This window comes from Herbiconiux sp. 11R-BC (assembly GCF_049472555.1).
GTDB lineage: Bacteria > Actinomycetota > Actinomycetes > Actinomycetales > Microbacteriaceae > Herbiconiux.
The window spans coordinates 208862-233779 of the sequence record NZ_JBCEBO010000004.1; the positions used below are offsets into that span (position 1 = coordinate 208862).

The following is a 24918-nucleotide window of genomic DNA, read 5'->3' on the forward strand; positions in this document are numbered from 1 at the left end:
TTTACTAGCCCGACCGCACCCACTCCCCCCAGTCGACATCGGGCCACTCTGCGATTCGCCCAGACCAGAGTCGCGCGAACTCCCGCATGTGGTTCGCCCAGACCTCGTCACCGGCGAGAGAGAAGCAGTCAGCCGCCTCCCTGGCCACGTCGATGGCGCGCCCCGGCCGACCGCAGCGCAGCAGGACACCGAGCATCGAACGATACGACCGCCCAGCGAACGCATGATCGCCCGCCTCGACCGCTCTTCGACATTCGCGCTCCATTCGGTCGAGGCCTCGAGGATCTCCGGCGTCGGCCTCAGCCTCGCCGAGCAGGCACCTCGCTTCTCCGAGGACGCGCCGCCACTGCTCCTCGTCTTCGGAGGAAGGCGCAGATGAAGTCGCGGCGCGGATCACCTCTGCGATCGCCGCGTACTGCTCAGGCAAGCCGTCGTAGTGAAGCGTGCGCGCGACAGCGAGGGCGCCCTGAAGCTGATGAATCGTCACCATGAGGCACGATCGTACTCCCGGCGCACAAAAGGGCCGTGCCCGAAGGCACGGCCCTTAGCGTGTGAAGCGGGGTCTACTACTTGTTGATCTTGGTGACGGTACCGGCACCGACGGTGCGGCCACCCTCACGGATCGCGAAGCCGAGGCCCTCCTCCATCGCGATCGGCTGGATCAGCGCGACCGTGATGTCGGTGGTGTCGCCGGGCATGACCATCTCGGTGCCCTCGGGCAGCGTGATGACGCCGGTGACGTCGGTGGTGCGGAAGTAGAACTGCGGGCGGTAGTTCGTGTAGAAGGGGTTGTGACGGCCACCCTCATCCTTCGACAGGATGTAGGCGGTGCCTTCGAAGTCGGTGTGCGGCGTGACCGAACCCGGCTTCACGACGACCTGGCCGCGCTCGACGTCTTCACGCTTGGTACCGCGGAGCAGCAGACCACAGTTCTCGCCGGCCCAGGCCTCGTCGAGCTGCTTGTGGAACATCTCGATACCCGTGACCGTGGTCTTCTGCGTCGGGCGGATGCCGACGATCTCGACCTCGGAGTTGATGGCGAGGGTGCCACGCTCGGCGCGACCGGTGACGACCGTTCCACGACCGGTGATCGTGAAGACGTCCTCGATCGGCATCAGGAACGGCTTGTCCTTGTCGCGGATCGGGTCGGGGATCGACTCGTCGACGGCGTCCATGAGGTCGAGGATGGACTGGGTCCACTTCTCGTCACCCTCGAGGGCCTTCAGACCCGAGACACGCACGACGGGGGCGTCGTCGCCGTCGAAGTTCTGGCTGGAGAGCAGCTCGCGAACCTCGAGCTCGACGAGCTCCAGGATCTCCTCGTCGTCGACCATGTCGGCCTTGTTCAGCGCGACGAGCAGGTACGGCACGCCGACCTGCTTGGCGAGCAGAACGTGCTCACGGGTCTGAGCCATCGGGCCGTCGGTGGCGGCGACCACGAGGATCGCGCCGTCCATCTGAGCAGCACCGGTGATCATGTTCTTGATGTAGTCGGCGTGGCCGGGGGCGTCGACGTGAGCGTAGTGACGCTTGGGCGTCTCGTACTCGACGTGCGAGATGTTGATCGTGATACCGCGCTGGCGCTCCTCAGGAGCGGAGTCGATCGACGCGAAGTCGCGCTGAACGTTGGTCGCCGACGGGAACTTGTCCGCCAGGACCTTCGAGATGGCCGCGGTAAGAGTGGTCTTACCGTGGTCAACGTGACCGATCGTTCCGATGTTGACGTGCGGCTTGGTCCGCTCGAACTTGGCCTTAGCCACTAGGTCCTCCTCAGGACTCTCATGCCAGTCATCCGGGTGCTGGATTGCATCCGGATTAAGGCGGGGGTTTGTTGATATTTTACGCGAACCTACGAGGTCCGCAGAACTCGGGTGTTACTCGCCCTTGTTCTTCTGGATGATCTCGTCGGCCACAGCCTTCGGGACCTCGGCGTAGCTCTCGAAGGTCATCGAGTACACCGCGCGGCCGGAGGTCTTGGACCTCAGGTCGCCGATGTAGCCGAACATCTCCGACAGCGGAACGTTTGCACGCACGACCTTGACGCCCTGGGCGTCCTCCATCGACTGGATCTGGCCACGACGCGAGTTGAGGTCGCCGATGACGTCGCCCATGTACTCCTCAGGCGTGCGGACCTCGACGGCCATCAGCGGCTCGAGCAGAACGGGGCTCGCCTTGCGGGCGGCTTCCTTGAAGGCCATCGAACCGGCGATCTTGAACGCCATCTCCGAGGAGTCGACGTCGTGCGACTGGCCGTCGAGCAGGCTCGCCTTGACACCCACCATGGGGTATCCGGCGAGGATGCCTACCTGCAGCGCATCCTGGATTCCGGCGTCGACCGAAGGGATGTACTCGCGCGGAACGCGACCACCGGTGACCTTGTTCTCGAACTCGTAGGTCTTGTCGGCCGTGACCTCGAGAGGCTCGATGGCGATCTGGACCTTCGCGAACTGACCCGAACCACCGGTCTGCTTCTTGTGCGTGTAGTCGTGGCGCTCGACGGTCTTGCGGATCGTCTCGCGGTAGGCCACCTGGGGCTTGCCGACGTTGGCCTCGACGTTGAACTCGCGCTTCATGCGGTCGACCAGGATGTCGAGGTGGAGCTCGCCCATTCCCTTGATGACCGTCTGACCGGTCTCCTGGTTCTGCTCCGTACGGAAGGTCGGGTCCTCTTCAGCGAGCTTCTGGATGGCGACACCCAGCTTCTCCTGGTCGGCCTTGGTCTTGGGCTCGATGGCGACCTCGATGACCGGCTCCGGGAACGTCATCGACTCGAGGACGATCTGGTTCGACGGGTCGGAGAGGGTGTCACCGGTGGTGGTGTCCTTGAGGCCGATGACCGCGTAGATGTGGCCGGCGGTAACCGAGTCGACCGGGTTCTCCTTGTTGGAGTGCATCTGGAAGATCTTACCGATGCGCTCCTTCTTGCCCTTGGTCGAGTTCATGACCTGTCCGCCGGAGTCGAGGTGACCCGAGTACACGCGGATGTAGGTGAGGCGGCCGAAGAAGGGGTGAACCGCGACCTTGAACGCCAGCGCGGCGAAGGGGTCCTTCGGGTCGGGGTGACGCTCGACGACCTTCTCCTCGTCGCGGATGTCGTGACCTTCGGTCGCGGGGACATCGAGCGGGGAGGGGAGGTAGTCGACGACCGCGTCGAGCATCGGCTGCACACCGCGGTTCTTGAACGCCGAACCGCAGAGCACCGGGTAGATCTCGCTGTTGACGGTGAGCTTGCGGATCGCGCCCTTGATCTCGGCGACGGTCAGCTCCTCGCCACCGAAGAACTTCTCGAGCAGAGCGTCGTCGGTCTCGGCGACGGTCTCGAGAAGCAGCTGACGGTACTCGTCGGCCTTCTCCTTGAGGTCGGCCGGGATCTCCTCGATCTCGTACTTGGCACCCATCTGCACGTCACCCTTGGCGTCTCCGCGCCAGGTGAGGGCACGCATCTCGACCAGGTCGACGACGCCCTCGAAGGAGGACTCCGCACCGATCGGGAGCTGGATCACCAGCGGCTTGGCGCCGAGGCGGTTGATGATGGTGTCGACCGTGAAGTAGAAGTCGGCGCCCAGCTTGTCCATCTTGTTGACGAAGCAGATGCGGGGCACGTTGTACTTGTCGGCCTGACGCCACACCGTCTCGGACTGGGGCTCGACGCCCTCCTTGCCGTCGAAGACGGCGACCGCGCCGTCGAGCACACGGAGCGAGCGCTCCACCTCGACGGTGAAGTCGACGTGACCCGGGGTGTCGATGATGTTGATCTGGTTCTTGTTCCAGAAACAGGTCGTCGCGGCCGACGTGATCGTGATGCCGCGCTCCTGCTCCTGTGCCATCCAGTCCATCGTGGCGGCGCCGTCGTGAACCTCACCGATCTTGTGCGTGATGCCCGTGTAGAACAGGATGCGCTCGGTCGTGGTGGTCTTGCCGGCATCGATGTGAGCCATGATGCCGATGTTGCGGACCTTGTTCAGGTCGGTGAGCACGTCCTGTGCCACGGATTTCCTCCGAAAGGTAAGGGTGAATGGTGTCGAACCGAGGGTTCACGCACCGCGGGGAGCCGGCCGCCCGAAGGCGGCCAGGCGGCTACCAGCGGTAGTGCGCGAAGGCCTTGTTCGACTCGGCCATCTTGTGGGTGTCTTCGCGACGCTTGACAGCGGCGCCGAGACCGTTCGACGCATCGAGGATCTCGTTGGTGAGACGCTCGGTCATCGTCTTCTCGCGACGGGCCTTGGCGTAGGTGGTGAGCCAGCGCAGTGCGAGGGTGTTGGCGCGGTGAGGCTTGACCTCGACCGGCACCTGGTAGGTCGAGCCACCGACACGGCGGCTGCGGACCTCGAGGGTGGGGCGCACGTTGTCGAGCGCCTTCTTCAGCGTGACGACCGCATCCTGGCCGTTCTTCGAGGAGACACCCTCGAGCGCTTCGTAGACGATGCGCTCGGCGATGGCCTTCTTGCCATCGAGGAGGATCTTGTTGACGAGCTGGCTGACGACCGGAGCTCCGTAGACCGGGTCGGCGACAACGGGACGCTTCGGGGCGGGACCCTTGCGAGGCATTACTTCTTCTCCATCTTCGCGCCGTAACGGCTGCGAGCCTGCTTGCGGTTCTTCACGGCCTGCGTGTCGAGCGCGCCGCGGACGATCTTGTAACGCACACCCGGGAGGTCCTTCACACGACCGCCGCGCACGAGCACCATCGAGTGCTCCTGCAGGTTGTGGCCCTCACCGGGGATGTAAGCGGTGACCTCGGTGCCGTTCGACAGCTTGACGCGGGCGACCTTGCGAAGCGCGGAGTTCGGCTTCTTCGGGGTGGTGGTGTACACACGGGTGCACACGCCGCGCTGCTGGGGGTTGGCCTTGAGGGCGGGCGCCTTGGTCTTCGTGACCTTGGGGGTGCGACCCTTTCGGACCAACTGCTGAATGGTTGGCACTCTACTTACTCCTTGGTATTCGTACTGCTCGGTGTCTTTGTGTTCGGGCACGGTCATCCGTCCCGATCGTTCACGCCTCTCACACGGCCGTGTATGGCGTGTCGAGTTCGTTTGGACCCACCGGCGGTACAAAATGGCTCTGGTATCGCTGGTTGGTAGAGCGGTGGAGTCTCTTCCCGATGGGAACCGGGAAGATCTGCTTCGCTCGAAAATCTGGGCATGCAAGTATGCACACACCCGGAAAATAATAGCCTCTTGACCTCTGCGGGTCAAATGCCGCACGGCATATGCTGTGCGACCGGCAACGCGGACGTGGCGATGTTACCAGGTTGTGCCGGGAGCTGCGGCCTCGCCGTAGGGAGCACTCGCTGCGGCAGCCGCTTCGGACTGCGTGCGATCGAACTCCTCACGGGCCGCGACGTTGCGGGCCTTGACGGCACGGCCGCGCCGCGCGATCCAGGCTCCGGTCCAGATCGAGACCTCGCGGGCCACGATGGCGCCGGCGAGCGTGAGCGGATCCATGGTGAGCGAGCGCACGAAGTCGTACTGCTCCTGGGGCTGCCAGTTCCACGCCTGCACATGGATGAGCGCGCCGGCGATGCCGCCGAAGTACACCAGCACGGCCACGAAGAAGCCTCCGAGCACGTAGGCCCACCAGCCGGCGCGGTTGACGATCAGCACGATCAGGATGAGGGCGATCGCGAAGACGACCGCCGGCACGATGAATGCGGCCGTGGCGAGGTAGGAGAGCGTGGTGCTGAAGGCGTTCTGGACCGTCGCGTTCGCCGCGATCACGACGAAGCTGACCGCCGCGTAGACCACGGCGAAGACGACCGTGCCGATGAGCGCGATGAGGGCTCCGCCACCGCGGTTGCCCTTGGGGGCGGGCGGCTGCGGGGGCGCGACGAGCACGGGGACGGCCTGGGCGCCCGGATAGGGCGTCGGAGCACCGGGAGCGCCCGGGTACCCTCCGGGAGCGCCTGCGGGGCCGGGACCGGCCACGACGGCCGCCGCGGCAGGGGCGAAGGCCGCTGCCGGGTAGGGCACGGGCTCGGATGCGGTGACGTAGGGGCCGCCCTGCGGCTCGCGCTCGTAGGCAGCGGCGGCCTGCGTGGCCACCGGGGCACCGGTCTCGTTCACGACATACGGACCGCCGAGGGGGGCGCGCGTGACCGGTTCGGCCGGAAGGGGCGCCGCGTCGTCGGCCAGGGCGGGCGTCTGTGCCATCGACGGGAGGTCTGCCGCCGCGGGCACCGGGCTCTCGACGGGTGGGAGCTCGTCGGCGTGCACGGTCTCCGCAGGCACGGTCTCCGCGCGCACCGGCTCCGTGTGGCTGGTCGCCGGGGCCTCCCAGGCCGGGATGGCAGGCAGCGGGGGCGCGTCCGGGGACGCGGGCGTCGCGGCGTCTTCGGATGACGCAGCCGCCTCATCCCCCAGCGGGAATTCCGGCTTGTCGTCGTGACGATCGTCGGTGCTCATGGCGAAACTGTACCTCTGCTGCGCACGATCGGCAGGGATGCGCGCCGAAGCCGACGACGAAGGGCCCCTCACCGTGTGGTGAGAGGCCCCTCGCGTGCAGCGCCTACGGCTTAGTTGTAGGTGCCGGGGGTGTAGTCATCCGAGCTGAAGCTGTCGAAGTCGACGAACGACAGGTCGGCCTCCGAGAACACCGCGTCATCGGTGAAGATGCGGTTCGGGTAGCGCTCTGCCTTGGCTTCCTCGGTCGCCTCGACGATGACGTTGCGGTACTTCTGGAGACCGGTTCCGGCCGGGATCAGCTTTCCGATGATCACGTTCTCCTTCAGGCCCACCAGCGGGTCGGACTTGCCCTCCATGGCGGCCTGCGTGAGAACACGCGTGGTCTCCTGGAACGACGCGGCCGACAGCCACGACTCGGTCGCGAGGGAGGCCTTGGTGATACCCATGACCTCCTGGCGAGCCGATGCGGGCTTCTTGCCCTCGGCGAGCGTGGCGCGGTTCACCTCGGTGTAGCGCGCCCGGTCGACGAGCTCACCGGGGAGCAGGTCGGTGTCGCCGTGCTCGACGACGGTGACCTTGCGCAGCATCTGGCGCACGATGACCTCGATGTGCTTGTCGTGGATCGGCACACCCTGCGAACGGTAGACACCCTGCACGCCGCCCACGAGGTGCTTCTGCACCTCACGGACGCCCTTGACACGAAGGACTTCCTTCGGGTCGACGGCGCCGATGATGAGCTGCTGCCCGAGTTCGACGTGCTGCCCGTCCTCGATCAGGAGGGTGGCACGCTTCAGCACCGGGTAGGCGATCGGCTCGTCGCCGTTGTCGGGCGTGAGGATCACCTTGCGGCTGCGGTCGGTGTCTTCGATGTTGACGCGACCGGCGGCCTCGACGATGGGCGACGCACCCTTGGGGGTGCGGGCCTCGAAGAGCTCCTGCACGCGGGGCAGACCCTGCGTGATGTCGTCGGCCGAAGCCGATCCACCGGTGTGGAAGGTGCGCATCGTGAGCTGGGTGCCGGGCTCGCCGATCGACTGGGCCGCGATGATGCCGACGGCCTCTCCGATGTCGACGAGGTTTCCGGTCGCGAGCGAACGGCCGTAGCAGGTCGCACACACACCGACGGCCGACTCGCAGGTCAGCACGGAGCGCACCTTGATGTTGCGCACGCCCGCGGCGACCAGCTTCTCGATCAGCACGTCTCCGACGTCGTCTCCGGCCTCGGCCACGACCTCGCCCTTCTCGTTCACCGCGTCAGCGGCGAGCGAGCGGGCGTAGACCGAGTTCTCGACGTTGTCGTCGCGCACCCAGACGCCGTCAGGCCCCTCGATGGCGATCGGCAGGTCGAGACCACGCGTGGTGCCGCAGTCGGGCTCGCGGATGATGACATCCTGCGAGACGTCGACCAGACGACGGGTGAGGTACCCCGAGTCGGCCGTACGGAGGGCCGTGTCGGCCAGACCCTTACGGGCACCGTGCGTCGCGATGAAGTACTCCGCCACCGACAGCCCCTCGCGGTACGAGGAGATGATCGGGCGAGGGATGATCTCACCCTTCGGGTTGTTCACGAGGCCTCGCATGCCGGCGATGTTGCGCACCTGCAGCCAGTTACCACGAGCACCCGAGGTGACCATGCGGTTGATCGTGTTGTCGACCGGGAAGTTGGCGCGCATGGCTGCGGCGACCTCATCCGTGGCCTTCGTCCAGATCTGGATCAGCTCCTGGCGACGCTCGAGGTCGGTCGTCAGACCCTTCTCGAACTGGCCCTGCACCTTGGCGGCCTGCTTCTCGTAACCCTGGACGATCTCCCGCTTGTTCGGCGGCGTCAGGATGTCCGAGAGCGCGACGGTCACACCGGATCGCGTGGCCCAGTAGAAGCCGGCGTCCTTGATGCGGTCGAGCGATGCAGCGACCTCCACCTTCGGGTACCGCTCCGCGAGGTCGTTGACGATCGCGGAGATGGCGCCCTTGTCGGCCACCTGCTGCATGTAGGGGTAGTCGGCCGGCAGCGCCTCGTTGAAGAGCGCGCGACCGAGGGTGGTCTCCAGCAGCACGGGGCCGCCGTCGTAACCCTCGGGCCCGTCGCCCTCGGCGAAGTGCAGGTCGGACATACGGATCTTGACGACCGCGTTCAGGTCGAGCGAACCCTGATCCTTGGCCATGAGCGCCTCGGCCACGGTCGAGAACGAACGGCCTTCGCCGATCGCCCCCTCCTTGATCGTGGTGAGGTGGTGCAGACCGATGATCATGTCCTGGGTCGGCAGGGTGACCGGGCGGCCATCCGACGGCTTCAGGATGTTGTTCGAGGCGAGCATCAGGATGCGCGCCTCGGCCTGGGCCTCGACCGACAGCGGAAGGTGGACGGCCATCTGGTCGCCGTCGAAGTCCGCGTTGAACGCGGCGCAGACGAGCGGGTGCAGCTGGATCGCCTTGCCCTCCACGAGCTGAGGCTCGAAGGCCTGGATGCCCAGACGGTGCAGGGTGGGTGCGCGGTTCAGCAGAACCGGGCGCTCGCGGATGATCTCCTCGAGCACGTCCCACACCTGCGGACGGCTGCGCTCCACCATGCGCTTCGCTGCCTTGATGTTCTGAGCGTGGCTCAGGTCGATCAGGCGCTTGATCACGAAAGGCTTGAAGAGCTCCAGGGCCATCTGCTTGGGCAGACCGCACTGGTGCAGCTTCAGCTGCGGGCCGACGATGATGACCGAACGTCCCGAGTAGTCGACGCGCTTGCCCAGCAGGTTCTGGCGGAAACGACCCTGCTTACCCTTGAGCATGTCGCTCAGGGACTTCAGCGCACGGTTGCCGGTACCGGTGACGGGGCGACCACGGCGGCCGTTGTCGAACAGCGCGTCGACGGCCTCCTGCAGCATCCGCTTCTCGTTGTTGACGATGATCTCGGGGGCACCGAGGTCGAGCAGTCGACGGAGACGGTTGTTGCGGTTGATCACACGACGGTAGAGGTCGTTGAGGTCACTGGTCGCGAAGCGGCCACCGTCGAGCTGCACCATCGGGCGCAGCTCCGGCGGGATCACGGGGACCACGTCGAGAACCATCGCCGCCGGCGAGTTGCCGGTCTGCAGGAACGAGTTGACCACGCGCAGGCGCTTGATGGCACGGATCTTCTTCTGACCCTTGCCCTCGGCGATCTGCAGGTGCAGCGTGTCGGACTCGGTGGCCAGGTCGAAGGCCTCGAGGCGCTTCTTGATGGCCTCGGCGCCCATGTAGGCCTCGAAGTACATCCCGTAGCGGTCCTGGAGCTCGTGGAAGATCGCGTCTTCCGGCTTGAGCTCGCCCACCTTGAGGTTGCGGAAGTCCTCCCAGACGCGCTCGAGCTGAGCGATCTGGTCGTCGAAGGCCTTACGGCTCTGCGACATCTCCTTCTCGGCGCCATCCTTCGTGCGGCGCTTCTGGTCGGCCTTGGCCCCTTCGGCCTCGAGCTCGGCCAGGTCGGCCTCGAGGCGCGACAGGCGGTCGGCGATGCGGGCGTCACGCTGGTCGGACAGGGTCTTGATCTCGAGCCGGAGCTCGTTCTCGAGACCAGGCATGTCCTGGTGACGGCCGTCTTCGTCGACCGAGATGATCATGTACGCGGCGAAGTAGATGACCTTCTCGAGGTCCTTCGGCGCCATGTCGAGCAGGTAGCCCAAGCGCGAGGGGACGCCCTTGAAGTACCAGATGTGCGTGACCGGAGCGGCGAGCTCGATGTGGCCCATGCGCTCACGGCGCACCGACGACTTCGTGACCTCGACACCGCAGCGCTCGCAGACGATGCCCTTGAAGCGCACCCGCTTGTACTTGCCGCAGGAACACTCCCAGTCACGGCTCGGCCCGAAGATCTGCTCTCCGAAGAGGCCGTCCTTCTCGGGCTTCAGCGTGCGGTAGTTGATGGTCTCGGGCTTCTTGACCTCACCGTGCGACCACTTGCGGATGTCGTCGGCCGTAGCGAGGCCGATCCGCAGCTCATCAAAAGTTGTTACGTCGAGCAATTTTCCTTCTCTCCTGGAAAAAGTCTTCTAGTGGTTGCCGGCTCAGATGTCGTCGATGGACGACGACTCGAAGCGGCTGGAGATGTTGATGCCGAGCTCTTCGGCGGCACGGAAGACCTCGTCGTCCGTGTCGCGCAGGCTGACCGCCGTGCCGTCGGCCGAGAGCACCTCGACGTTCAGGCAGAGCGACTGCATCTCCTTGATGAGCACCTTGAAGGACTCGGGGATGCCGGGCTCCTGGATGTTCTCACCCTTGACGATGGCCTCGTAGACCTTGACGCGGCCCAGGATGTCGTCGGACTTGATGGTCAGGAGCTCCTGCAGGGCGTAAGCGGCTCCATACGCCTCGAGCGCCCACACCTCCATCTCACCGAATCGCTGTCCACCGAACTGCGCCTTACCACCCAGCGGCTGCTGCGTGATCATGGAGTACGGACCGGTCGAACGGGCGTGGATCTTGTCGTCGACCAGGTGGTGCAGCTTCAGGATGTACATGTAGCCGACCGAGACGGGCTCCGGGTACGGCTCGCCGGAGCGGCCGTCGAAGAGCTGCGTCTTACCGGAGGAGCCGATCAGGCGCTCGCCATCACGCGTGAGCGTGGTGGAGTCGAGCAGACCCGCGATCTCCTCCTCGGAGGCACCGTCGAACACCGGGGTGGCGACCTTCGTGCCCGGGGCGGCGGAACGCGCCTGCTCGGGCAGGTTCGCGGCCCACTTCGGCTTGCCGTCGACCTCCCAGCCCTGCTTCGCGATCCACCCGAGGTGGGTCTCGAGCACCTGGCCGAAGTTCATTCGACCGGGGATGCCCATCGGGTTGAGGACGATGTCGACCGGGGTTCCGTCGGCGAGGAAGGGCATGTCCTCGACCGGGAGGATCTTCGAGATGACACCCTTGTTGCCGTGACGGCCGGCGAGCTTGTCACCCGCGGTGATCTTGCGCTTCTGGGCGATGTAGACCACGACGCGCTGGTTGACGCCCGAGCCGAGCTCGTCGTCGTTCTCGGCCGAGAACTCCTTGACGGCGATGATCGTTCCCTCTTCACCGTGAGGAACCTTGAGGCTCGTGTCACGGACCTCGCGGGACTTCTCGTTGAAGATGGCGCGCAGCAGGCGCTCCTCGGCGCTGAGCTCGGTCTCGCCCTTCGGCGTGACCTTGCCGACGAGGATGTCGCCGGGGCGGACCTCGGCGCCGATGCGGATGATGCCGCGCTCGTCGAGGTCGGCCAGCAGCTCCGGGCTCACGTTGGGGAGGTCACGGGTGATCTCCTCTTTTCCGAGCTTGGTGTCGCGGGCATCCACTTCGTATTCCTCGATGTGGATCGACGACAGCACGTCGTCCTTCACCAGGTTCTGGCTCAGGATGATCGCGTCCTCGAAGTTGTGACCCTCCCACGGCATGAACGCCACGAGGAGGTTCTTGCCGAGCGCGAGCTCGCCGTTCTCGGTGGCCGGGCCATCCGCGATGACCTGACCGACCTCGATGCGCTCACCCTCGGAGACGATGACGCGGTTGTTGTAGGACGTGCCCTGGTTGGAGCGGTCGAACTTGCGGAGGTAGTAGGTCTCGGTGCCGCCCTCGTCGAGCTGCACGGTGACGGCATCGGCCGACACCTCCTGGACCACACCCGCGGCGTTGGCCACGACCACGTCGCCGGCGTCGATGGCCGCGAAGCCCTCCATACCGGTTCCGACCAGCGGCGACTCCGAACGCAGAAGCGGCACGGCCTGACGCTGCATGTTCGCACCCATGAGGGCGCGGTTCGCGTCGTCGTGCTCGAGGAAGGGGATGAGGGAGGTCGCGACCGACACCATCTGGCGCGGCGAGACATCCATGTAGCCGATGTCCTCCTTCGGGAAGAGGTCGACCTCTCCACCCTTCTTACGGGCGAGCACGCGCGCCTCGGCGAACTTCGCGTCGGCCGTGAGCGGAGCGTTGGCCTGGGCGACGATGTACTCGTCTTCCTCCGACGCGGTGAGGTAGTCGATGTTCGCCGTGACCACGCCGTCGACGACGCGACGGTAGGGGGTCTCGATGAAACCGAAGGAGTTGATGCGCGCGAAGGACGCGAGCGAACCGATCAGGCCGATGTTCGGGCCTTCCGGGGTCTCGATCGGGCACATGCGGCCGTAGTGCGAGGGGTGAACGTCTCGCACCTCGACGCCGGCGCGCTCACGGGACAGACCACCCGGGCCCAGCGCGGAGAGACGACGCTTGTGCGTCAGACCGGCGAGGGGGTTGTTCTGGTCCATGAACTGCGACAGCTGGCTGGTTCCGAAGAACTCCTTGATCGCGGCGACCACGGGGCGCACGTTGATCAGGGTCTGCGGGGTGATGGCCTCGATGTCCTGCGTGGTCATGCGCTCGCGGACGACGCGCTCCATGCGGGACAGACCCGTGCGGACCTGGTTCTGGATGAGCTCGCCGACCGCACGGATGCGGCGGTTGCCGAAGTGGTCGATGTCGTCGACGTCGAGACGGATCTCGACCTTCTTGCCGTCGCGCACACCGGGGAGCACGGTCTGGTTGTCGTGGAGGGCGACCAGGTACTTGATCGTCGCGATGATGTCCTGGTTGGTGAGGACCGAGTCGGACAGCGGCGCGTCGATGCCGAGCTTGCGGTTGATCTTGTAACGACCCACCTTGGCGAGGTCGTAGCGCTTGGGGTTGAAGTAGAAGTTGTCCAGCAGCGCACGCGCGGCCTCGGCAGCGACCTGCTCGCCCGGGCGGAGCTTGCGGTAGATGTCCTTCAGGGCCTCTTCCTTGGTGAGGATCGAGTCCTTCTCCAGGGTGGCCTCGATCGAGGCGTAGCCCTTGAACTCCTCGAGGATCTCCTCGGAGGTGAGGCCGAGGGCCTTGAGGAACACCGTGACCGACTGCTTGCGCTTGCGGTCGATGCGGACGCCGACCTGGTCGCGCTTGTCGATCTCGAACTCGAGCCAGGCACCGCGGCTCGGGATGATGCGAGCGGAATAGATGTCCTTGTCGGAGGTCTTCTCGGGGGTGCGCTCGAAGTAGACACCGGGCGAACGCACGAGCTGGGACACGACGACACGCTCGGTGCCGTTGATGATGAACGTGCCCTTCTCGGTCATCAGCGGGAAGTCGCCCATGAAGACCGTCTGGGTCTTGATCTCACCGGTCTGGTGGTTCATGAACTCGGCCTCGACGTAGAGGGGAGCCGCGTAGGTCTTGCCGCGCTCCTTGCACTCGTCGATGGTGTACTTCTCGGGCTCGAGGAACGGGCTCGTGAAGCTGAGCTGCATGGTCTCGCCGAGGTCTTCGATGGGAGAGATCTCCTCGAAGATCTCATCGAGACCGGAGTTCGACGGCAGGTCTTGACGACCGGCCTTCTTCGCTTCCGCGACGCGTGCCTTCCACACGTCGTTTCCGACCAGCCAGTCGAAGCTCTCGGTCTGCAGAGCGAGCAGATCCGGAACCGTCAGCGTGTCGGTGATCTTGGCGAACGAGAGCCGCGATGCGGCCCGACCGTTCTTGGGTGAAGTGGTGGTTGCGTTGCGCGCAGCAGCCAAGGAAATAACCTCCGTGGACCCCGTCGGGTCATGCGTTACTTACGGTCGATGTTGTGTCGAGAACTCCCGAGATATGGTCTGAACCCGCAATATGGTTCTAGAGTGTTTGCTACGTGATGAGACGAAGCTGCCGACCACAATATGAAGGCATGGTTGTTCTGGGAGCGCAAAGAACAACTATAGGCGCATTCGACACGCCTGTCCAGTCAGATTCTTGACCAGTTTCGATTTGTCCGGTATAACCGCCCGATGAGCGATGTCGAGAAGGGCCTCGAGTCGCGGTGGCGGCGGATTCTGGCCGCCACTCCGTCGCGAGGACCGGCATCCTGGGCCGTGGAGTTCGCCGCCTTCGTGCTGAAGCAGGCCTGGGCTTGCGTGTTCGGGGCCGCGATGCTCGCCGTCATCTTCGCCGCCCGGCTCTGGTACCCCGACGACGCCGCGCTCGCGCGGAACGACGCCATCACCCTCGCGGCCGTCGCCATCCAGATCGTGATGGTGGCGACACGGCTGGAGACCTGGCGGGAGCTTCGGGTCGTCGTGCTCTTCCACATCGTCGGGACGGTGATGGAGGTGTTCAAGACCGACGTGGGGTCGTGGACGTACGGGGCCGACGGCATCCTGCGCATCGCCGGGGTTCCGCTGTTCAGCGGGTTCATGTACGCGGCCGTCGGGTCGTATCTGGTGCGGGTGTACCGATTGTTCGACCTGCGGTTCACGCGGTACCCGCGGGTGTGGGTGACGGCGGTGCTCGCCGGGGCGATCTACCTCAACTTCTTCACCCACCACGTCATCTGGGACCTGCGATGGGTGCTGCTCGTGGCCGTCGCGGCGGTGTTCGCGCGCACGACGATGTACTTCCGGGTGTTCCGGCGGGTGCTGCGGATGCCGGTGCTCGTGGCGTTCCTGCTCGTCGCGGTGTTCATCTGGCTGGCCGAGAACATCGCCACCTGGTCGCAGGCATGGGCGTATCCGGGCCAGGAGAACGGGTGGGAGCCGGTGTCGATCGCGAAGCTCGGCTCGTGGCTGCTGCTGATGATCATCTCGGTGGTGCTCGTGACCTGGGTGTACCGGCCGCGGGCTCCGGATGCCGCGGGAAGGCCGGGGGACGGCGCAGGAGCGGCACAGGCCCGCGGGTAGGGTCGAAGCATGGCACGGGACAGAGGGCGCGACCGGCGCGGCGAGGCGGCCGCGCATCCGTCGGCCCGGCTGCAGGACGGGCTGCTCGCGGTGCTCGAGGAGGACCGGTTCCGGCCGGGATCGTTCGTGCTCGTGGTGGACGGCACACCGCAGTCGCACGTCGACTCCGACGACCCCTCCTACCTGTCGTTCGAGTACGTGCGGCGGATCGGGCACGGGATCGACCTCGTGGCGCCCGAGGGCGAGGCGATCACCGCGGTGCACCTCGGCGGCGGGGCGTTCACACTCCCCCGCTACGTGGAGGCCACGCGGCCGGGATCGCGGCAGCAGGTGGTGGAGATCGACAGCGCGCTCGTGGACTTCGTGCGGACGCACCTTCCGCTGCCGCGCGGGGCGAGCATCCGGGTGCGGCACGGCGACGCCCGCACGGTCGTCGAGGCCTTCCCGCCCGGCCTGCGCGGGGCGGCCGACGTGGTGGTGGTGGACGTGTTCGCGGGGGCGCGCACGCCCGCGCACGTGACGAGCGTGGAGTTCTACCAGTCGGTGGCCGGGCTGCTCGCGCCGCGCGGTCTGGTGGCGGTGAACATCGCGGACGGGGCCGGGCTGGCGTTCGCGCGCGGGCAGGCGGCGACGCTCTCGCACGTGTTCGAGCACGTGGCCCTCGTGGTGGACCCGCAGATGCTCAAGGCGCGGCGGTTCGGGAACGTGGTGGCATTCGCCTCGGCCGCTCCCCTGCCGTTCGAGCGGATGCCGCGGCTCGTCGCGAGCGATCCGGTGCCCGCGAAGGTGGTGGACGGGCGGGAACTGCGGAACTTCATCGCCGGAGCCCCTGTGTCGACGGATCAGACCGCGACGAAGTCCCCGGCTCCCGCTCGGAGCATTTTCCAGGTAGACCGGAAGTCACAGAACGACTGACGGCGCAGGACGACAGGCGGGTGAGCGGCATGGGCTTGGACGGACGCGAAACAGTGCGACGACGTGCGGCAGGCCGCGCGGGCGGGGCGGTCGTGGCGCTGGTCGTGGGGGCGATGCTGGCCGGATGCACGAGTGGCGACCTGGCGGGCGGGGAGAGCGCGAGCGGGGCGGCCAGCGCATCCGCGACGCCCTCGATCGGCGTGACACCGCCGGCCACTGCGACGACGGCGCCCACGCCGACGGCGGCGCCCGCTGAAGTGCTCGGACCGCTCGTGCCCTCGGGCGACCCGGTGCCGATCGCATCGGGGCTTCCCGCGCCGTGGTCGATCGCGGTGCTCGCCGACGGCTCGGTTCTCGTGAGCGAGCGTGACTCCGGCGAGATCGTGGAGATCGTGGACGGGCAGGCCGTGCCGGTGTCCGCTGTGCCGGGCGTGGTGGCCGCGGGAGAAGGCGGACTGCTCGGCATCACGCCGCTGGAGGGCGCATCCGGGAGCTATCTCTACGCCTACTACACTGCCGCCGACGACAACCGGGTGGTGCGGATGCCCCTGGGCGGCTCGGCGGGCGCACACACCCTGGGCACACCCGAGGGCGTGCTCACCGGGCTGCCGAAGGCCTCGAACCACAATGGCGGGCGCATCAAGTTCGGCCCCGACGGGATGCTGTACGTGACGGCGGGCGACGCGAGCGTGTCGTCGAACGCGCAGACGCTCGATTCGCTCGGCGGGAAGATCCTTCGGATCACGCCGATCGGCACCGTTCCCGCCGACAACCCGTTCCCGGGGTCGCCGGTGTGGTCGCTCGGGCACCGCAACCCGCAGGGCATCGCCTGGGCGGCCGACGGCACGATGTGGGCCGCGGAGTTCGGGCAGAACACCTGGGACGAGATCAACCGCATCACCCCCGGCGCGAACTACGGGTGGCCCGCGGTGGAGGGCATCGGGGGCGACCCGGGGTTCGTCGACCCGGTGCAGGAGTGGGCGACCGATGTCGCGAGCCCGAGCGGGATCGCGATCGTGGGGTCGACGATCTTCATGGCGGGACTCGGCGGCGAGCGCCTCTGGACGATCGGCTTCGACGGGCAGGCGGCCGAGTGGTACGGGGGCGGCCAGCTCGGGCGGGTGCGGGACGTGGTGCGTGGGCCCGGGTCCACGCTGTATCTGCTGACCAACAACACCGACGGGCGCGGGACGCCTCGCGCGGGCGACGACGTGCTGTACCGGGTGAATCTGGTGCCGGCGGGCTGAGGGCTCGGCGGGCGGGCGCGGTGGGACGGGTGGCGGGCGGGTTCACACGCGGGCTCGGCGGTCGGGTTCCCGCGCCGGTCTTCGAGCGTGGGTTCGCGACCTGCCGGGGGCGACGGGGCGCGATGACGGATGCTCTGGGTACCCTGGATCGAACGGGATCCGAATCACCGGTGGGAACGAACGCCAGATCCAGGCGCGGGGCCCAGACGTAACACCAGGAGCACCAACTGAGCATCATCACCGGCTACGACATGACCACCCTCCGCGAGAAGGTCGACCTTCGCGCGATCGGTGAGCGCCTCGAGGAACTCGGCAAGCTCCGCAGCCTCTCGGCACTCAACGAGAAGGTGGTGCTGCTGCGCCTGGGCGGCCAGCTCGACGAGGCCTTCACCGTGGCGAACGAAGCCGTTCGCCAGGCGCGCTTCTCGGGTGACCGCGAGCAGGCGCTCGGGGCGCGCATCCGCCGGGCCCAGGTTCAGCAGTACCAGGGCAAGTACGCCGCCGCACTGCAGGAATTGAGCCTCTGCGTCGAAGAGGCACAGACCCACGAATGGGGCGCCCTCGAGGCGACGGCGACGCTCAGCCGCGGCAAGGTGCACTTCGAGACCCAGGAGTATGCGGAGGCGCTCACCGATTTCAAGGCGACCGTCTTCCTGCTGGAGCGGCAGGGCGCATCCATCGATCAGCTCGAGAGTTCGCTGGTGGCCGTGGCCGTCACGGAATCGCTCCTGTCGGCCTAGGTTCGACCGGATGGCTGAGCTCGCGCGCGTGACGACCTGGGCGGATGCGCTCATCGCTATGCACCTCGACGCGCGCGTGTGGTCGTTCGGCTTCGACAACGCGAAGACGCGCGCGGGGCAGTGCAACTACACGACGCACCGCATCACGGTGTCACGGTATCTCGCGGCGCGCTACGAGGACGACGAGATCCATCAGGTGCTGCTGCACGAGGTGGCGCACGCACTCGCCGGCGCCGGTGCGGGCCACGGGCCGCGGTGGGCGGCGATCGCCCGCGAGCTGGGCTACGAGGGGAAGCGCCTGCACGACGGCGACCGCGCTGACGAGCTCGCGCCGTGGGTGGGGCGGTGCCCCGCGGGGCACGAGTTCTACCGCCACCGGAAGCCGGCGGGGCGGCTGTCGTGCAGCCTGTGCGCGCGGGGGTTCAGCTCGGCGCACCTCATCGTGTGGGCGCGGCGCGACGTGTCGGCTGCTCGGCGCTCGGTGCGGCGGGACGCGGCCGTGCGGCCGGTGTCGGCGTCGCCTCCCGATGCGGCGGCTCGCGGCTCCGAGCCGCGCAAGGCGCGTTCGGCCTGAGGCACCCTGCGCCCGAGTCACGGCCTGCGCGCTCAGCCTGGGTCGCGGTCTGCGCGCGGACGGAGATGCGGTCTGGCGCGCTGGCGTGCGCGGTGGGGCGCGCCCGCTGACCGCGGCGGCGGTGGGCGGCTTGAGGCGGGTCAGACGTTGCCGAGGGTGTTGCGCACGGCGTCGGTGTACCAGAGGGAGCCGTAGGAGGTGACAGCGAGGCGGTCGGGGGCGCTGTCGGTGAAGGGTGGGCGCGTGTACCTGACGTGGCCGGCGGAGTCGACCGTGCCGATGCCCATTGCGTAGTCGGTGAAGTGGAGTTCGGTGTCGACGCCGGCGATGAGGTGGCGCGGGGCGGTGTAGCCGGCCGGCGAAGGGGGAAGCGCGACCGAGGCCGCGATGGAACCGTCGAGGCGCACGCGGAGGAGCGTGTCGATGCCGGCGACCCAGAGGTCGCCGGTGTTCGAGAGGGCCAGGCCGGTGAACTCGCCGACGGGCACCGGGTAGGACTCGAAAGTGCCGGTGCGCGGGTCGTAGGAGCCGAGCTCGGGGCCGGTGTTCTTCGTGTACCAGAGGCGGCCGTCGGCGGCGGCGACGAGGTCAACGATGGCGGCTCCGGACGGTTCGGGGATGCCGGTGATGCTGCCGCTCGGCGAGATCGCGTCGATGCGCCCGTTCACAGGGTCGCCGAACCACACGGACCCCTCAGGACCGGCAACCAGTGACGACGCCCAGTCGGTGGCGGCGAAGAGCGGGAACGACTCCACCACGCCAGTGACCGGGTCGAGATGGCCGATGGCCCCGTTGACGAAGTCGTCGAACCAGATCGAGCCGTCGGCACCGACCGCGAGGCTCGAGACGCCGGGCCAACCGGCACCGAGATCGTAGCTGCGTGGGGTGGAGGGCGACGCGGACGGCACCCGCACGATCTGATTGTCGAGCGGGTCGGAGTACCAGATGTTGTCGGCGGCGTCGGTGGCGATCGTCGCGAGCGTGCCACCGGGCGTGGCGGTGGGGTATTCGTGCCAGGTGGCGAAGTCGCCCGGGCGAGGGTCGAGAGCGATGGCCGGAGCGGCCACGAGCATCCCGCCCGCCACCGTTCCGAGTGCGACGGCGGCCGCGAGGGTGCGGCGGGAGAGAGATAACACGGGGGGCTCCTCGCGGGGATGGTGAGTGGGCGGCGCGTAGGGGGGACACGCGCCGCCCGCCATCACCGTAGGCGAGGGGGATTCAGGGGTGGGACGAGTAGTTCGTACTCAGTCCATCCCGGGTCAGTCGGTGACCTGGACTTCTTTCCAGAAGGCCACGTAGTTGCTGAAGTCCTTGCCCACGCGATCGAACGCGGTGGGGTACGGCGTGGGATAGCTCCAGGCACGGTCGGGGAGGACCGCGTCGCCGTCTTTCACGGAGAAGTACTGGCACTCGCCCTTCCACGGGCAGGTGTAGGGGGTGTCGCTCTTCACGAGGAACTCGGATTTCACGCTCTCCGGCGGGAAATACCAGTTGCCCTCGATGGCGATCAGGTCTTCTTTGGGTGCTTCGGCGATCACGGTGCCGCCCAGAACTGCCTTCATGTGCTGACCTCCCAGTCGATGCAACGCTACGCCTCGCACGCCCCCTCGGGCCACGGATGCGCGAGAAGTCAGGAGACGCTCAGCACCGTGTCGACGGCGTCGAGCCGGGCAGCCTCGGCGAGCGCGTCGGCCCGGCCGAGGCTCACCCACTCCTGGCCCGCGACCGAGGCGGAGACCAGATGCCCGATCGCGCGGCGCAGGCCGGTGAAGGCCGCGCAGGCGGCGGCGGCCTCGGGCGAGGAGAAGTCCAGCCCGAGCTCGGCGAGCGCGTCGACCACGGCGCCCGCCGCGAGGAAGTCCTCGACCGCGAACCGACCGTCGGCGCGGCTTAGCGTGACGACGGTGACGTGTGCCCTGGTGCCGAATCGAGCCTGCGCATCCAGAACGACCTGGGCCGCTGCGGTGCGCGTGCGGAAGTCGGCCACCACCACCTCGGCACCGGCGCCGACCGGCGCGATCGCGCCGAACGCCTCCTGCTCGCCGAAGCGCGCCAGGTCGCCGTCGTCGAGCACGTCGACCACGACCACGACGTCGGAGCTCGAGACCGCGGCCCGCACCTCGGTGACGCCCGCGCCGACGAGGAGACGCACCTGGTAGCGGGACTGCGGAACGACGGCGGCGGATTCGGCAGAGCTGGGCATCCGTCGATTTTATGCCGCCGCGACCTCGCACGCGCGAGACTGGGAGCATGCGCGTTCTGTTGAAGCTGGTGCTCGATTGCGACCCGGATGCCGCGTGGCGCGCCGTCCGCAGCCCCGCCGTGTTCCGGGAGGTGTCGTCGCCGCTGGTGGAGATCGAGTCCCTGGCGGCCGACGGGTTCCCGACTGTGTGGGAGCCGGGGCAGCATCCGGTGCTCATGCGCGGCGGCGGGGTGGTGCCGATGGGAAAGCAAATCATCCGGCTGAGCTTCGAGACGGCCGAGCGCGGGAGCACACGCATCCTGCACGACTCGGGGCGGGGCGTGACCGGCGCGGTGAGCGCCATCCGGCTCTGGGACCACCGGATGGCCGTGGCACCCGACCCGGCGGGCACCGGGAAGACGCTCTACCGCGACCAGCTGATCGTGGGTGCCGGACTCCTGACCCCGTTCGCCTGGTACAGCCTCTGGGCGTTCTGGCAGTGGCGCGGGCGGAAGCTGCAGCAGCTCGCCCCGAGTTGGGCCTACGATTTCCCTGCACCCGATCCCGACGCCGTCGCCGTCGACGACGCGGAGTCGGCGCCCTCGGAGGAGAAGCCATGAACGCACGTGCCACGACCGCGCTCGAGACCGCCGACTGGCGCCGACGGGTGTTCAGCATCTACGAGGAGGTGCGGCGACTGCGGAGCGTCGACGCCGCCGAGGCGCACGAGTTCTGGCGCGAGACGCGCGACGACCTGTTCCGGCTGCACCCGGCATCCCCTCTTCTCGCCGAGGATCTGCCGGATTTCGCCGGGCTCCCGATCGCGCCCTACGACCCGGCGTGGAGCTTCGAGGTGGAGATCGAGGAGGTGGCCGACGACGACCCCCGGCCCCGCCGCTTCGACTTCGAGACCGGGACCGACGGCGTGGTGCCGTTCGAGCTGCTCGGCATCGCGCGCCTCGAGGGCGTGGGCACCCTCGACGTCTGGCGCCTCGCCTCCTACGGCGGCGGGCTCTTCGTGCCGGTGAAGGATGCGCGCGCCGGCACGCCCGGCGGCACCTACGGCGGCGGCCGCTATCTCGTCGACACCATCAAGGGAGCGAGCCTCGACGCGAACGGCGTGCTCGGCATGGGCGAAGGCTCCGCCACGCTCGTGCTCGACTTCAATTTCGCCTACAACCCCTCGTGCGCCTACGACCCGGCCTGGGCCTGTCCACTGGCGCAGCCGGGCAACCGCGTGGCTGGGGAAATCCCGGTCGGCGAGAGCTATCCAGGATCCGTGCACTAGGCTGTAAGCAATCGAGGGCTCGGTCATGAGCCCCGTGCGTCGAAAGAACGCTCCCTCTTCACTCTGAAGCACGGCATCGCGGTAGCAACCGGGGCCGGTTTCATTTGCAGATACTTCTTGCGGCGAACGGATGCACCGTCGGTGCGTTCGCCAAGCTTCCGAGTGGGCCTTCTTCGTAGTGCGCCTGCCGGACTGATGCCGGAAAGGCACCACTGTGTCCACAACACCCACCACTTTCAGCGCGCTCGGCGTGCCTGCTCCTCTCGTGGCGGTTCTCGCCGCCGAGGGCAAGATCGAGCCCTTCCCCATCCAGGTCGACACGCTTCCTGACACCCTCAACGGCCGCGACGTGCTCGGCCGCGGCAAGACCGGGTCGGGCAAGACGCTCGCGTTCTCCATTCCGATGGTCTCCCGCCTCGCCGGCGCTCTCGCCGGTGGCAAGCGCCGCCCGGGACGCCCGGTCGGCCTCATCCTCGCGCCGACCCGTGAGCTCGCCACCCAGATCGACGCCGTCATCGCGCCGCTCGCCAAGACCTACAACATGACGACCACGACGATCTTCGGCGGCGTCTCGCAGGGCCGCCAGGTCACCGCGCTCAAGGCCGGCGTCGACATCGTCGTGGCCTGCCCCGGCCGCCTCGAAGACCTCATGAAGCAGGGCTTCGTGACCCTCGACGCGGTGGAGATCACCGTGCTCGACGAGGCCGACCACATGGCCGACCTGGGGTTCCTGCCCGTGGTCACGCGCATCCTGGACAAGACCCCGCAGTCGGGCCAGCGCCTGCTGTTCTCGGCCACGCTCGACAACGGTGTGGACAAGCTCGTGCGCAAGTTCCTCCACAACGAGGTGCTGCACTCGGTCGACGAGGCGAACTCGCCCGTGGCCGCCATGACGCACCACGTGTTCGAGACCGCCGACGTGGAGTCGAAGCGGGTTCTCGTGGAGAAGCTGGCCTCGGGCACCGGCCGCCGCATCCTGTTCATGCGCACCAAGCACCAGGCCAAGAAGCTCGCGAAGCAGCTGACGGATGCCGGCATCCCGGCCGTCGACCTGCACGGGAACCTCTCGCAGGTGGCCCGCGACCGCAACCTCGCCGCCTTCTCGGCCGGCGACGTGCGCGTGCTCGTGGCGACGGACGTGGCCGCCCGCGGCGTGCACGTCGACGACATCGAGCTCGTGATCCACGTCGACCCGCCGGCGGAGCACAAGGCGTACCTGCACCGCTCGGGACGCACCGCGCGTGCCGGCTCGGCCGGAGACGTCGTGACGATCATGCTGCCCGCGCAGCGCAAGGACGTGAAGGACCTGCTGCGCAAGGCCGCGATCACCGTCACGCCCGAGGTGGTCCCGGCTTCCGCCGACGCCGCTTCGGTGAACGCGCTCGTGGGGCAGGTGGCCGCGTATGTGAAGCCGGCTCCGCGCACGACGAGCCAGCTGCCTGCATCCGGTCAGCGCCGCACCGGGAACGACGGTGTTTCGCGCGGCGGCTCGCAGGGCGCCAACGCGCAGCGCAAGCGCTCACGCCGGGGCGAAGGCGCCGGTGCGGGCCAGGGTGCCGGTGCCGGTGCCGGCGAGGGTCGCGGTTCGCGCCAGGGCGGCGGCTCGGGCCGCGGCGCCGGCGGATCGTCGCGCGGTGGCAACGGCGGGGCCGCAGGCGGCAGCCGCTCCTTCTACAGCACCTCGAGCGACGGCGCCTCCTCGGGCGCCGGGCGCGGCAACGGCGGTTCGGGTTCGGGCGATGGCGGCTCGCGCCGCGGCCAGGGCTCGGGCGCTGCCGCCGGGAACGGCGCGGGTCGCCCGCGTCAGTCGGCGGCCGCCTTCTCGGCCGGCTCGGGTGGCGGGCGTCGCAGCTCGCGCTAGTCGCGCATCCGCTGCTCGTCGCAGCACTCTCGTCTGAACGGCCCGCCTCCTCGTGAGGCGGGCCGTTCGGCGTCTCGGGAGCTCGCCCGGCCGTGGCGCGCCGGGCCCCGGGTGGTCGGGCCGCGCGAGTCGACGGAGTTCAGGGGGGCGATGTCGAGAACGACGGATGCTGGGTCCGAGTCGAGCGGACTATTCCGTCGGTTGGGGGCCACAGGCGGGGCGCGGCGGGGGCGTCAGGCTSGGGCCTGAGCGCGAGGAGGCGTGCGCCTGAGTGCCCGCGCGCCTGGCGGGTGAGGTGGGGACGACGGAGTTCGGGGGGCGAACGCGAGGACGACGGATGCTGGGTCCGACTCGAGCGGGTTATTCCGTCGTTCGGGGGCAAGACGGGGGCGCGAGCGAAGGGTGGGCGCGGATGCGGGCGCGGGGCGGAGGGCGTCAGGGGGCGGGAGGTGCGGCGGGGGCGGGGCGCGGGGGCTGAGGGTAGACGGTTTCGTGGCGGGCGAGCTGGGCGACGAAGGTCGTGATGTTGCGGGCGCGGGTTTCGGGGCGCTTGGCGTGGTGGAGGCGGAAGAGGATCGCGTAGCGGTTCTGGCTCGAAAGAGTGCCGAAGAACGCGAGAGCCTCCGGGTTCGCGGCGAGCGCCGCCGCGAGGTCGTCGGGCACCTCGATGGTCTTGGAACCGGCGTAGGCGGCCTCCCAGCGGCCGTCGGCCTTCGCGCGTGCGATCTCGGCGTGACCGGCCTCGCGCATCCGGCCCGCGTCGATGAGGGCGGCGACCTTGTCCTGATTGACCTTCGACCAGATGCTCTTCGAGCGCCGGGGCGTGAAGTTCTGCAGGAAGAAGTCGGCGTCGAGCGCGTTGCGGCGGGCGTCGATCCAGCCGTAGCAGAGGGCGACGTCGAGCGCCTCGGGGTGGCTCACGGTGCGGTGGGCGCTGCCCTTCTTGGCGATGCGCAGCTGTGCTCCCGCGCTCGATTCGTGGTGGGCGGAGAGCCAGGCCTCCCACGCAGCGGCGTCGTCGAACTGCAACTGCGGGAGCTCGGCGGCCATGCG

The 24918-nt window shown here is 68.0% G+C and carries 20 protein-coding genes; 8 read left to right on the top strand and 12 right to left on the bottom strand.

The annotated features are described in order from the left end of the window. Positions 1–4 precede the first annotated feature (4 nt). The 8 genes from VD659_RS11840 to rpoB form a co-directional block, all read right to left on the bottom strand. On the bottom strand, positions 5–490 hold the full coding sequence (locus VD659_RS11840) for a hypothetical protein (protein WP_423261265.1): 486 nt from the start codon (positions 488–490) through the stop codon (positions 5–7). A 76-nt stretch (positions 491–566) separates the two neighbouring features. Next, on the bottom strand, positions 567–1760 hold the full coding sequence (gene tuf, locus VD659_RS11845) for an elongation factor Tu (protein WP_137838569.1): 1194 nt from the start codon (positions 1758–1760) through the stop codon (positions 567–569). A 114-nt stretch (positions 1761–1874) separates the two neighbouring features. Further along, the gene (fusA, locus tag VD659_RS11850) at positions 1875–3989 is read right to left on the bottom strand and encodes an elongation factor G (protein ID WP_137838568.1); all 2115 of its coding nucleotides are present in this window, start codon (positions 3987–3989) and stop codon (positions 1875–1877) included. An 88-nt stretch (positions 3990–4077) separates the two neighbouring features. Further along, positions 4078–4548, bottom strand: a complete 471-nt coding sequence (gene rpsG, locus VD659_RS11855) for a 30S ribosomal protein S7 (protein WP_137838567.1) — start codon at positions 4546–4548, stop codon at positions 4078–4080. Next, on the bottom strand, positions 4548–4922 hold the full coding sequence (rpsL, locus tag VD659_RS11860; protein ID WP_011186743.1) for a 30S ribosomal protein S12: 375 nt from the start codon (positions 4920–4922) through the stop codon (positions 4548–4550). The genes rpsG and rpsL overlap by 1 nt, the downstream gene beginning before the upstream one ends. Before the next feature lie 321 nt (positions 4923–5243). Continuing rightward, a complete protein-coding gene (locus tag VD659_RS11865) occupies positions 5244–6401 on the bottom strand; it encodes a hypothetical protein (RefSeq protein WP_423261266.1) in 1158 nt (385 codons plus the stop codon). 110 nt (positions 6402–6511) lie between these two features. Next, positions 6512–10390, bottom strand: a complete 3879-nt coding sequence (gene rpoC, locus VD659_RS11870; protein WP_137838565.1) for a DNA-directed RNA polymerase subunit beta' — start codon at positions 10388–10390, stop codon at positions 6512–6514. A gap of 42 nt (positions 10391–10432) precedes the next feature. Further along, positions 10433–13921 carry a DNA-directed RNA polymerase subunit beta gene (rpoB, locus tag VD659_RS11875; protein WP_137838564.1) on the bottom strand — a complete coding sequence of 1163 codons (3489 nt, stop codon included), beginning with the start codon at positions 13919–13921 and terminating at the stop codon, positions 10433–10435. A 249-nt stretch (positions 13922–14170) separates the two neighbouring features. On the opposite strand from rpoB, the gene VD659_RS11880 reads away from it, so the two are divergent. From VD659_RS11880 to VD659_RS11900, 5 genes are all read left to right on the top strand, one after another. Continuing rightward, positions 14171–15058: a DUF817 domain-containing protein gene (locus VD659_RS11880; RefSeq protein WP_423261267.1), complete on the top strand. Its 888-nt coding sequence runs from the start codon at positions 14171–14173 to the stop codon at positions 15056–15058. A gap of 9 nt (positions 15059–15067) precedes the next feature. Next, complete coding sequence (locus VD659_RS11885; RefSeq protein ID WP_423261268.1) at positions 15068–15973, top strand: spermidine synthase; 906 nt, start codon at positions 15068–15070, stop codon at positions 15971–15973. Between the two features lie 53 nt (positions 15974–16026). Next, positions 16027–17220, top strand: coding sequence for a PQQ-dependent sugar dehydrogenase (locus VD659_RS11890; RefSeq protein WP_423261269.1), 1194 nt, complete (start codon positions 16027–16029; stop codon positions 17218–17220). A 251-nt stretch (positions 17221–17471) separates the two neighbouring features. Continuing rightward, a complete protein-coding gene (locus VD659_RS11895) occupies positions 17472–17960 on the top strand; it encodes a hypothetical protein (protein ID WP_171010884.1) in 489 nt (162 codons plus the stop codon). A 10-nt stretch (positions 17961–17970) separates the two neighbouring features. After that, complete coding sequence (locus VD659_RS11900) at positions 17971–18534, top strand: SprT-like domain-containing protein (protein ID WP_423261270.1); 564 nt, start codon at positions 17971–17973, stop codon at positions 18532–18534. Between the two features lie 140 nt (positions 18535–18674). Here VD659_RS11900 and VD659_RS11905 read toward each other — a convergent pair whose 3' ends face one another. The 3 genes from VD659_RS11905 to VD659_RS11915 all read right to left on the bottom strand — a co-directional run bounded on the left by VD659_RS11905 (position 18675) and on the right by VD659_RS11915 (position 20737). Then, entirely contained in the window at positions 18675–19670 is a 996-nt protein-coding gene (locus VD659_RS11905; RefSeq protein ID WP_423261272.1) for a virginiamycin B lyase family protein, read from the bottom strand. A 123-nt stretch (positions 19671–19793) separates the two neighbouring features. After that, a complete protein-coding gene (locus VD659_RS11910; protein ID WP_423261274.1) occupies positions 19794–20096 on the bottom strand; it encodes a DUF427 domain-containing protein in 303 nt (100 codons plus the stop codon). A 68-nt stretch (positions 20097–20164) separates the two neighbouring features. After that, positions 20165–20737 (bottom strand): 2-phosphosulfolactate phosphatase, encoded by a 573-nt coding sequence (locus tag VD659_RS11915; RefSeq protein WP_423261275.1) that lies wholly within the window; start codon positions 20735–20737, stop codon positions 20165–20167. A gap of 47 nt (positions 20738–20784) precedes the next feature. Between VD659_RS11915 and VD659_RS11920 the strand changes: the two genes are divergently transcribed. The 3 genes from VD659_RS11920 (at position 20785) to VD659_RS11930 (ending at position 23865) form a co-directional block, all read left to right on the top strand. Next, positions 20785–21336, top strand: coding sequence for a hypothetical protein (locus VD659_RS11920; RefSeq protein WP_423261276.1), 552 nt, complete (start codon positions 20785–20787; stop codon positions 21334–21336). Then, on the top strand, positions 21333–22004 hold the full coding sequence (locus tag VD659_RS11925) for a DUF1684 domain-containing protein (protein ID WP_423261277.1): 672 nt from the start codon (positions 21333–21335) through the stop codon (positions 22002–22004). Before VD659_RS11920 ends, VD659_RS11925 begins: the two co-directional genes overlap by 4 nt. A 214-nt stretch (positions 22005–22218) precedes the next feature. Continuing rightward, positions 22219–23865: a DEAD/DEAH box helicase gene (locus VD659_RS11930; RefSeq protein WP_423261278.1), complete on the top strand. Its 1647-nt coding sequence runs from the start codon at positions 22219–22221 to the stop codon at positions 23863–23865. Positions 23866–24300: 435 nt separating this feature from the next. Here VD659_RS11930 and VD659_RS11935 read toward each other — a convergent pair whose 3' ends face one another. After that, positions 24301–24915 carry a YdeI/OmpD-associated family protein gene (locus tag VD659_RS11935; RefSeq protein WP_423261279.1) on the bottom strand — a complete coding sequence of 205 codons (615 nt, stop codon included), beginning with the start codon at positions 24913–24915 and terminating at the stop codon, positions 24301–24303. Between the last annotated feature and the right edge of the window lie 3 nt (positions 24916–24918).

Coding starts and splice junctions, on each gene's coding strand:
- VD659_RS11840 (WP_423261265.1), bottom strand. CDS start 490: ATGGTGACGATTCATCAGCTTCAGGGCGCCCTCGCTGTCGCGCGCACG.
- rpsG (WP_137838567.1), bottom strand. CDS start 4,548: ATGCCTCGCAAGGGTCCCGCCCCGAAGCGTCCCGTTGTCGCCGACCCG.
- VD659_RS11865 (WP_423261266.1), bottom strand. CDS start 6,401: ATGAGCACCGACGATCGTCACGACGACAAGCCGGAATTCCCGCTGGGG.
- VD659_RS11880 (WP_423261267.1), top strand. CDS start 14,171: ATGAGCGATGTCGAGAAGGGCCTCGAGTCGCGGTGGCGGCGGATTCTG.
- VD659_RS11885 (WP_423261268.1), top strand. CDS start 15,068: ATGGCACGGGACAGAGGGCGCGACCGGCGCGGCGAGGCGGCCGCGCAT.
- VD659_RS11895 (WP_171010884.1), top strand. CDS start 17,472: ATGACCACCCTCCGCGAGAAGGTCGACCTTCGCGCGATCGGTGAGCGC.
- VD659_RS11900 (WP_423261270.1), top strand. CDS start 17,971: ATGGCTGAGCTCGCGCGCGTGACGACCTGGGCGGATGCGCTCATCGCT.
- VD659_RS11910 (WP_423261274.1), bottom strand. CDS start 20,096: ATGAAGGCAGTTCTGGGCGGCACCGTGATCGCCGAAGCACCCAAAGAA.
- VD659_RS11915 (WP_423261275.1), bottom strand. CDS start 20,737: ATGCCCAGCTCTGCCGAATCCGCCGCCGTCGTTCCGCAGTCCCGCTAC.
- VD659_RS11920 (WP_423261276.1), top strand. CDS start 20,785: ATGCGCGTTCTGTTGAAGCTGGTGCTCGATTGCGACCCGGATGCCGCG.
- VD659_RS11925 (WP_423261277.1), top strand. CDS start 21,333: ATGAACGCACGTGCCACGACCGCGCTCGAGACCGCCGACTGGCGCCGA.
- VD659_RS11935 (WP_423261279.1), bottom strand. CDS start 24,915: ATGGCCGCCGAGCTCCCGCAGTTGCAGTTCGACGACGCCGCTGCGTGG.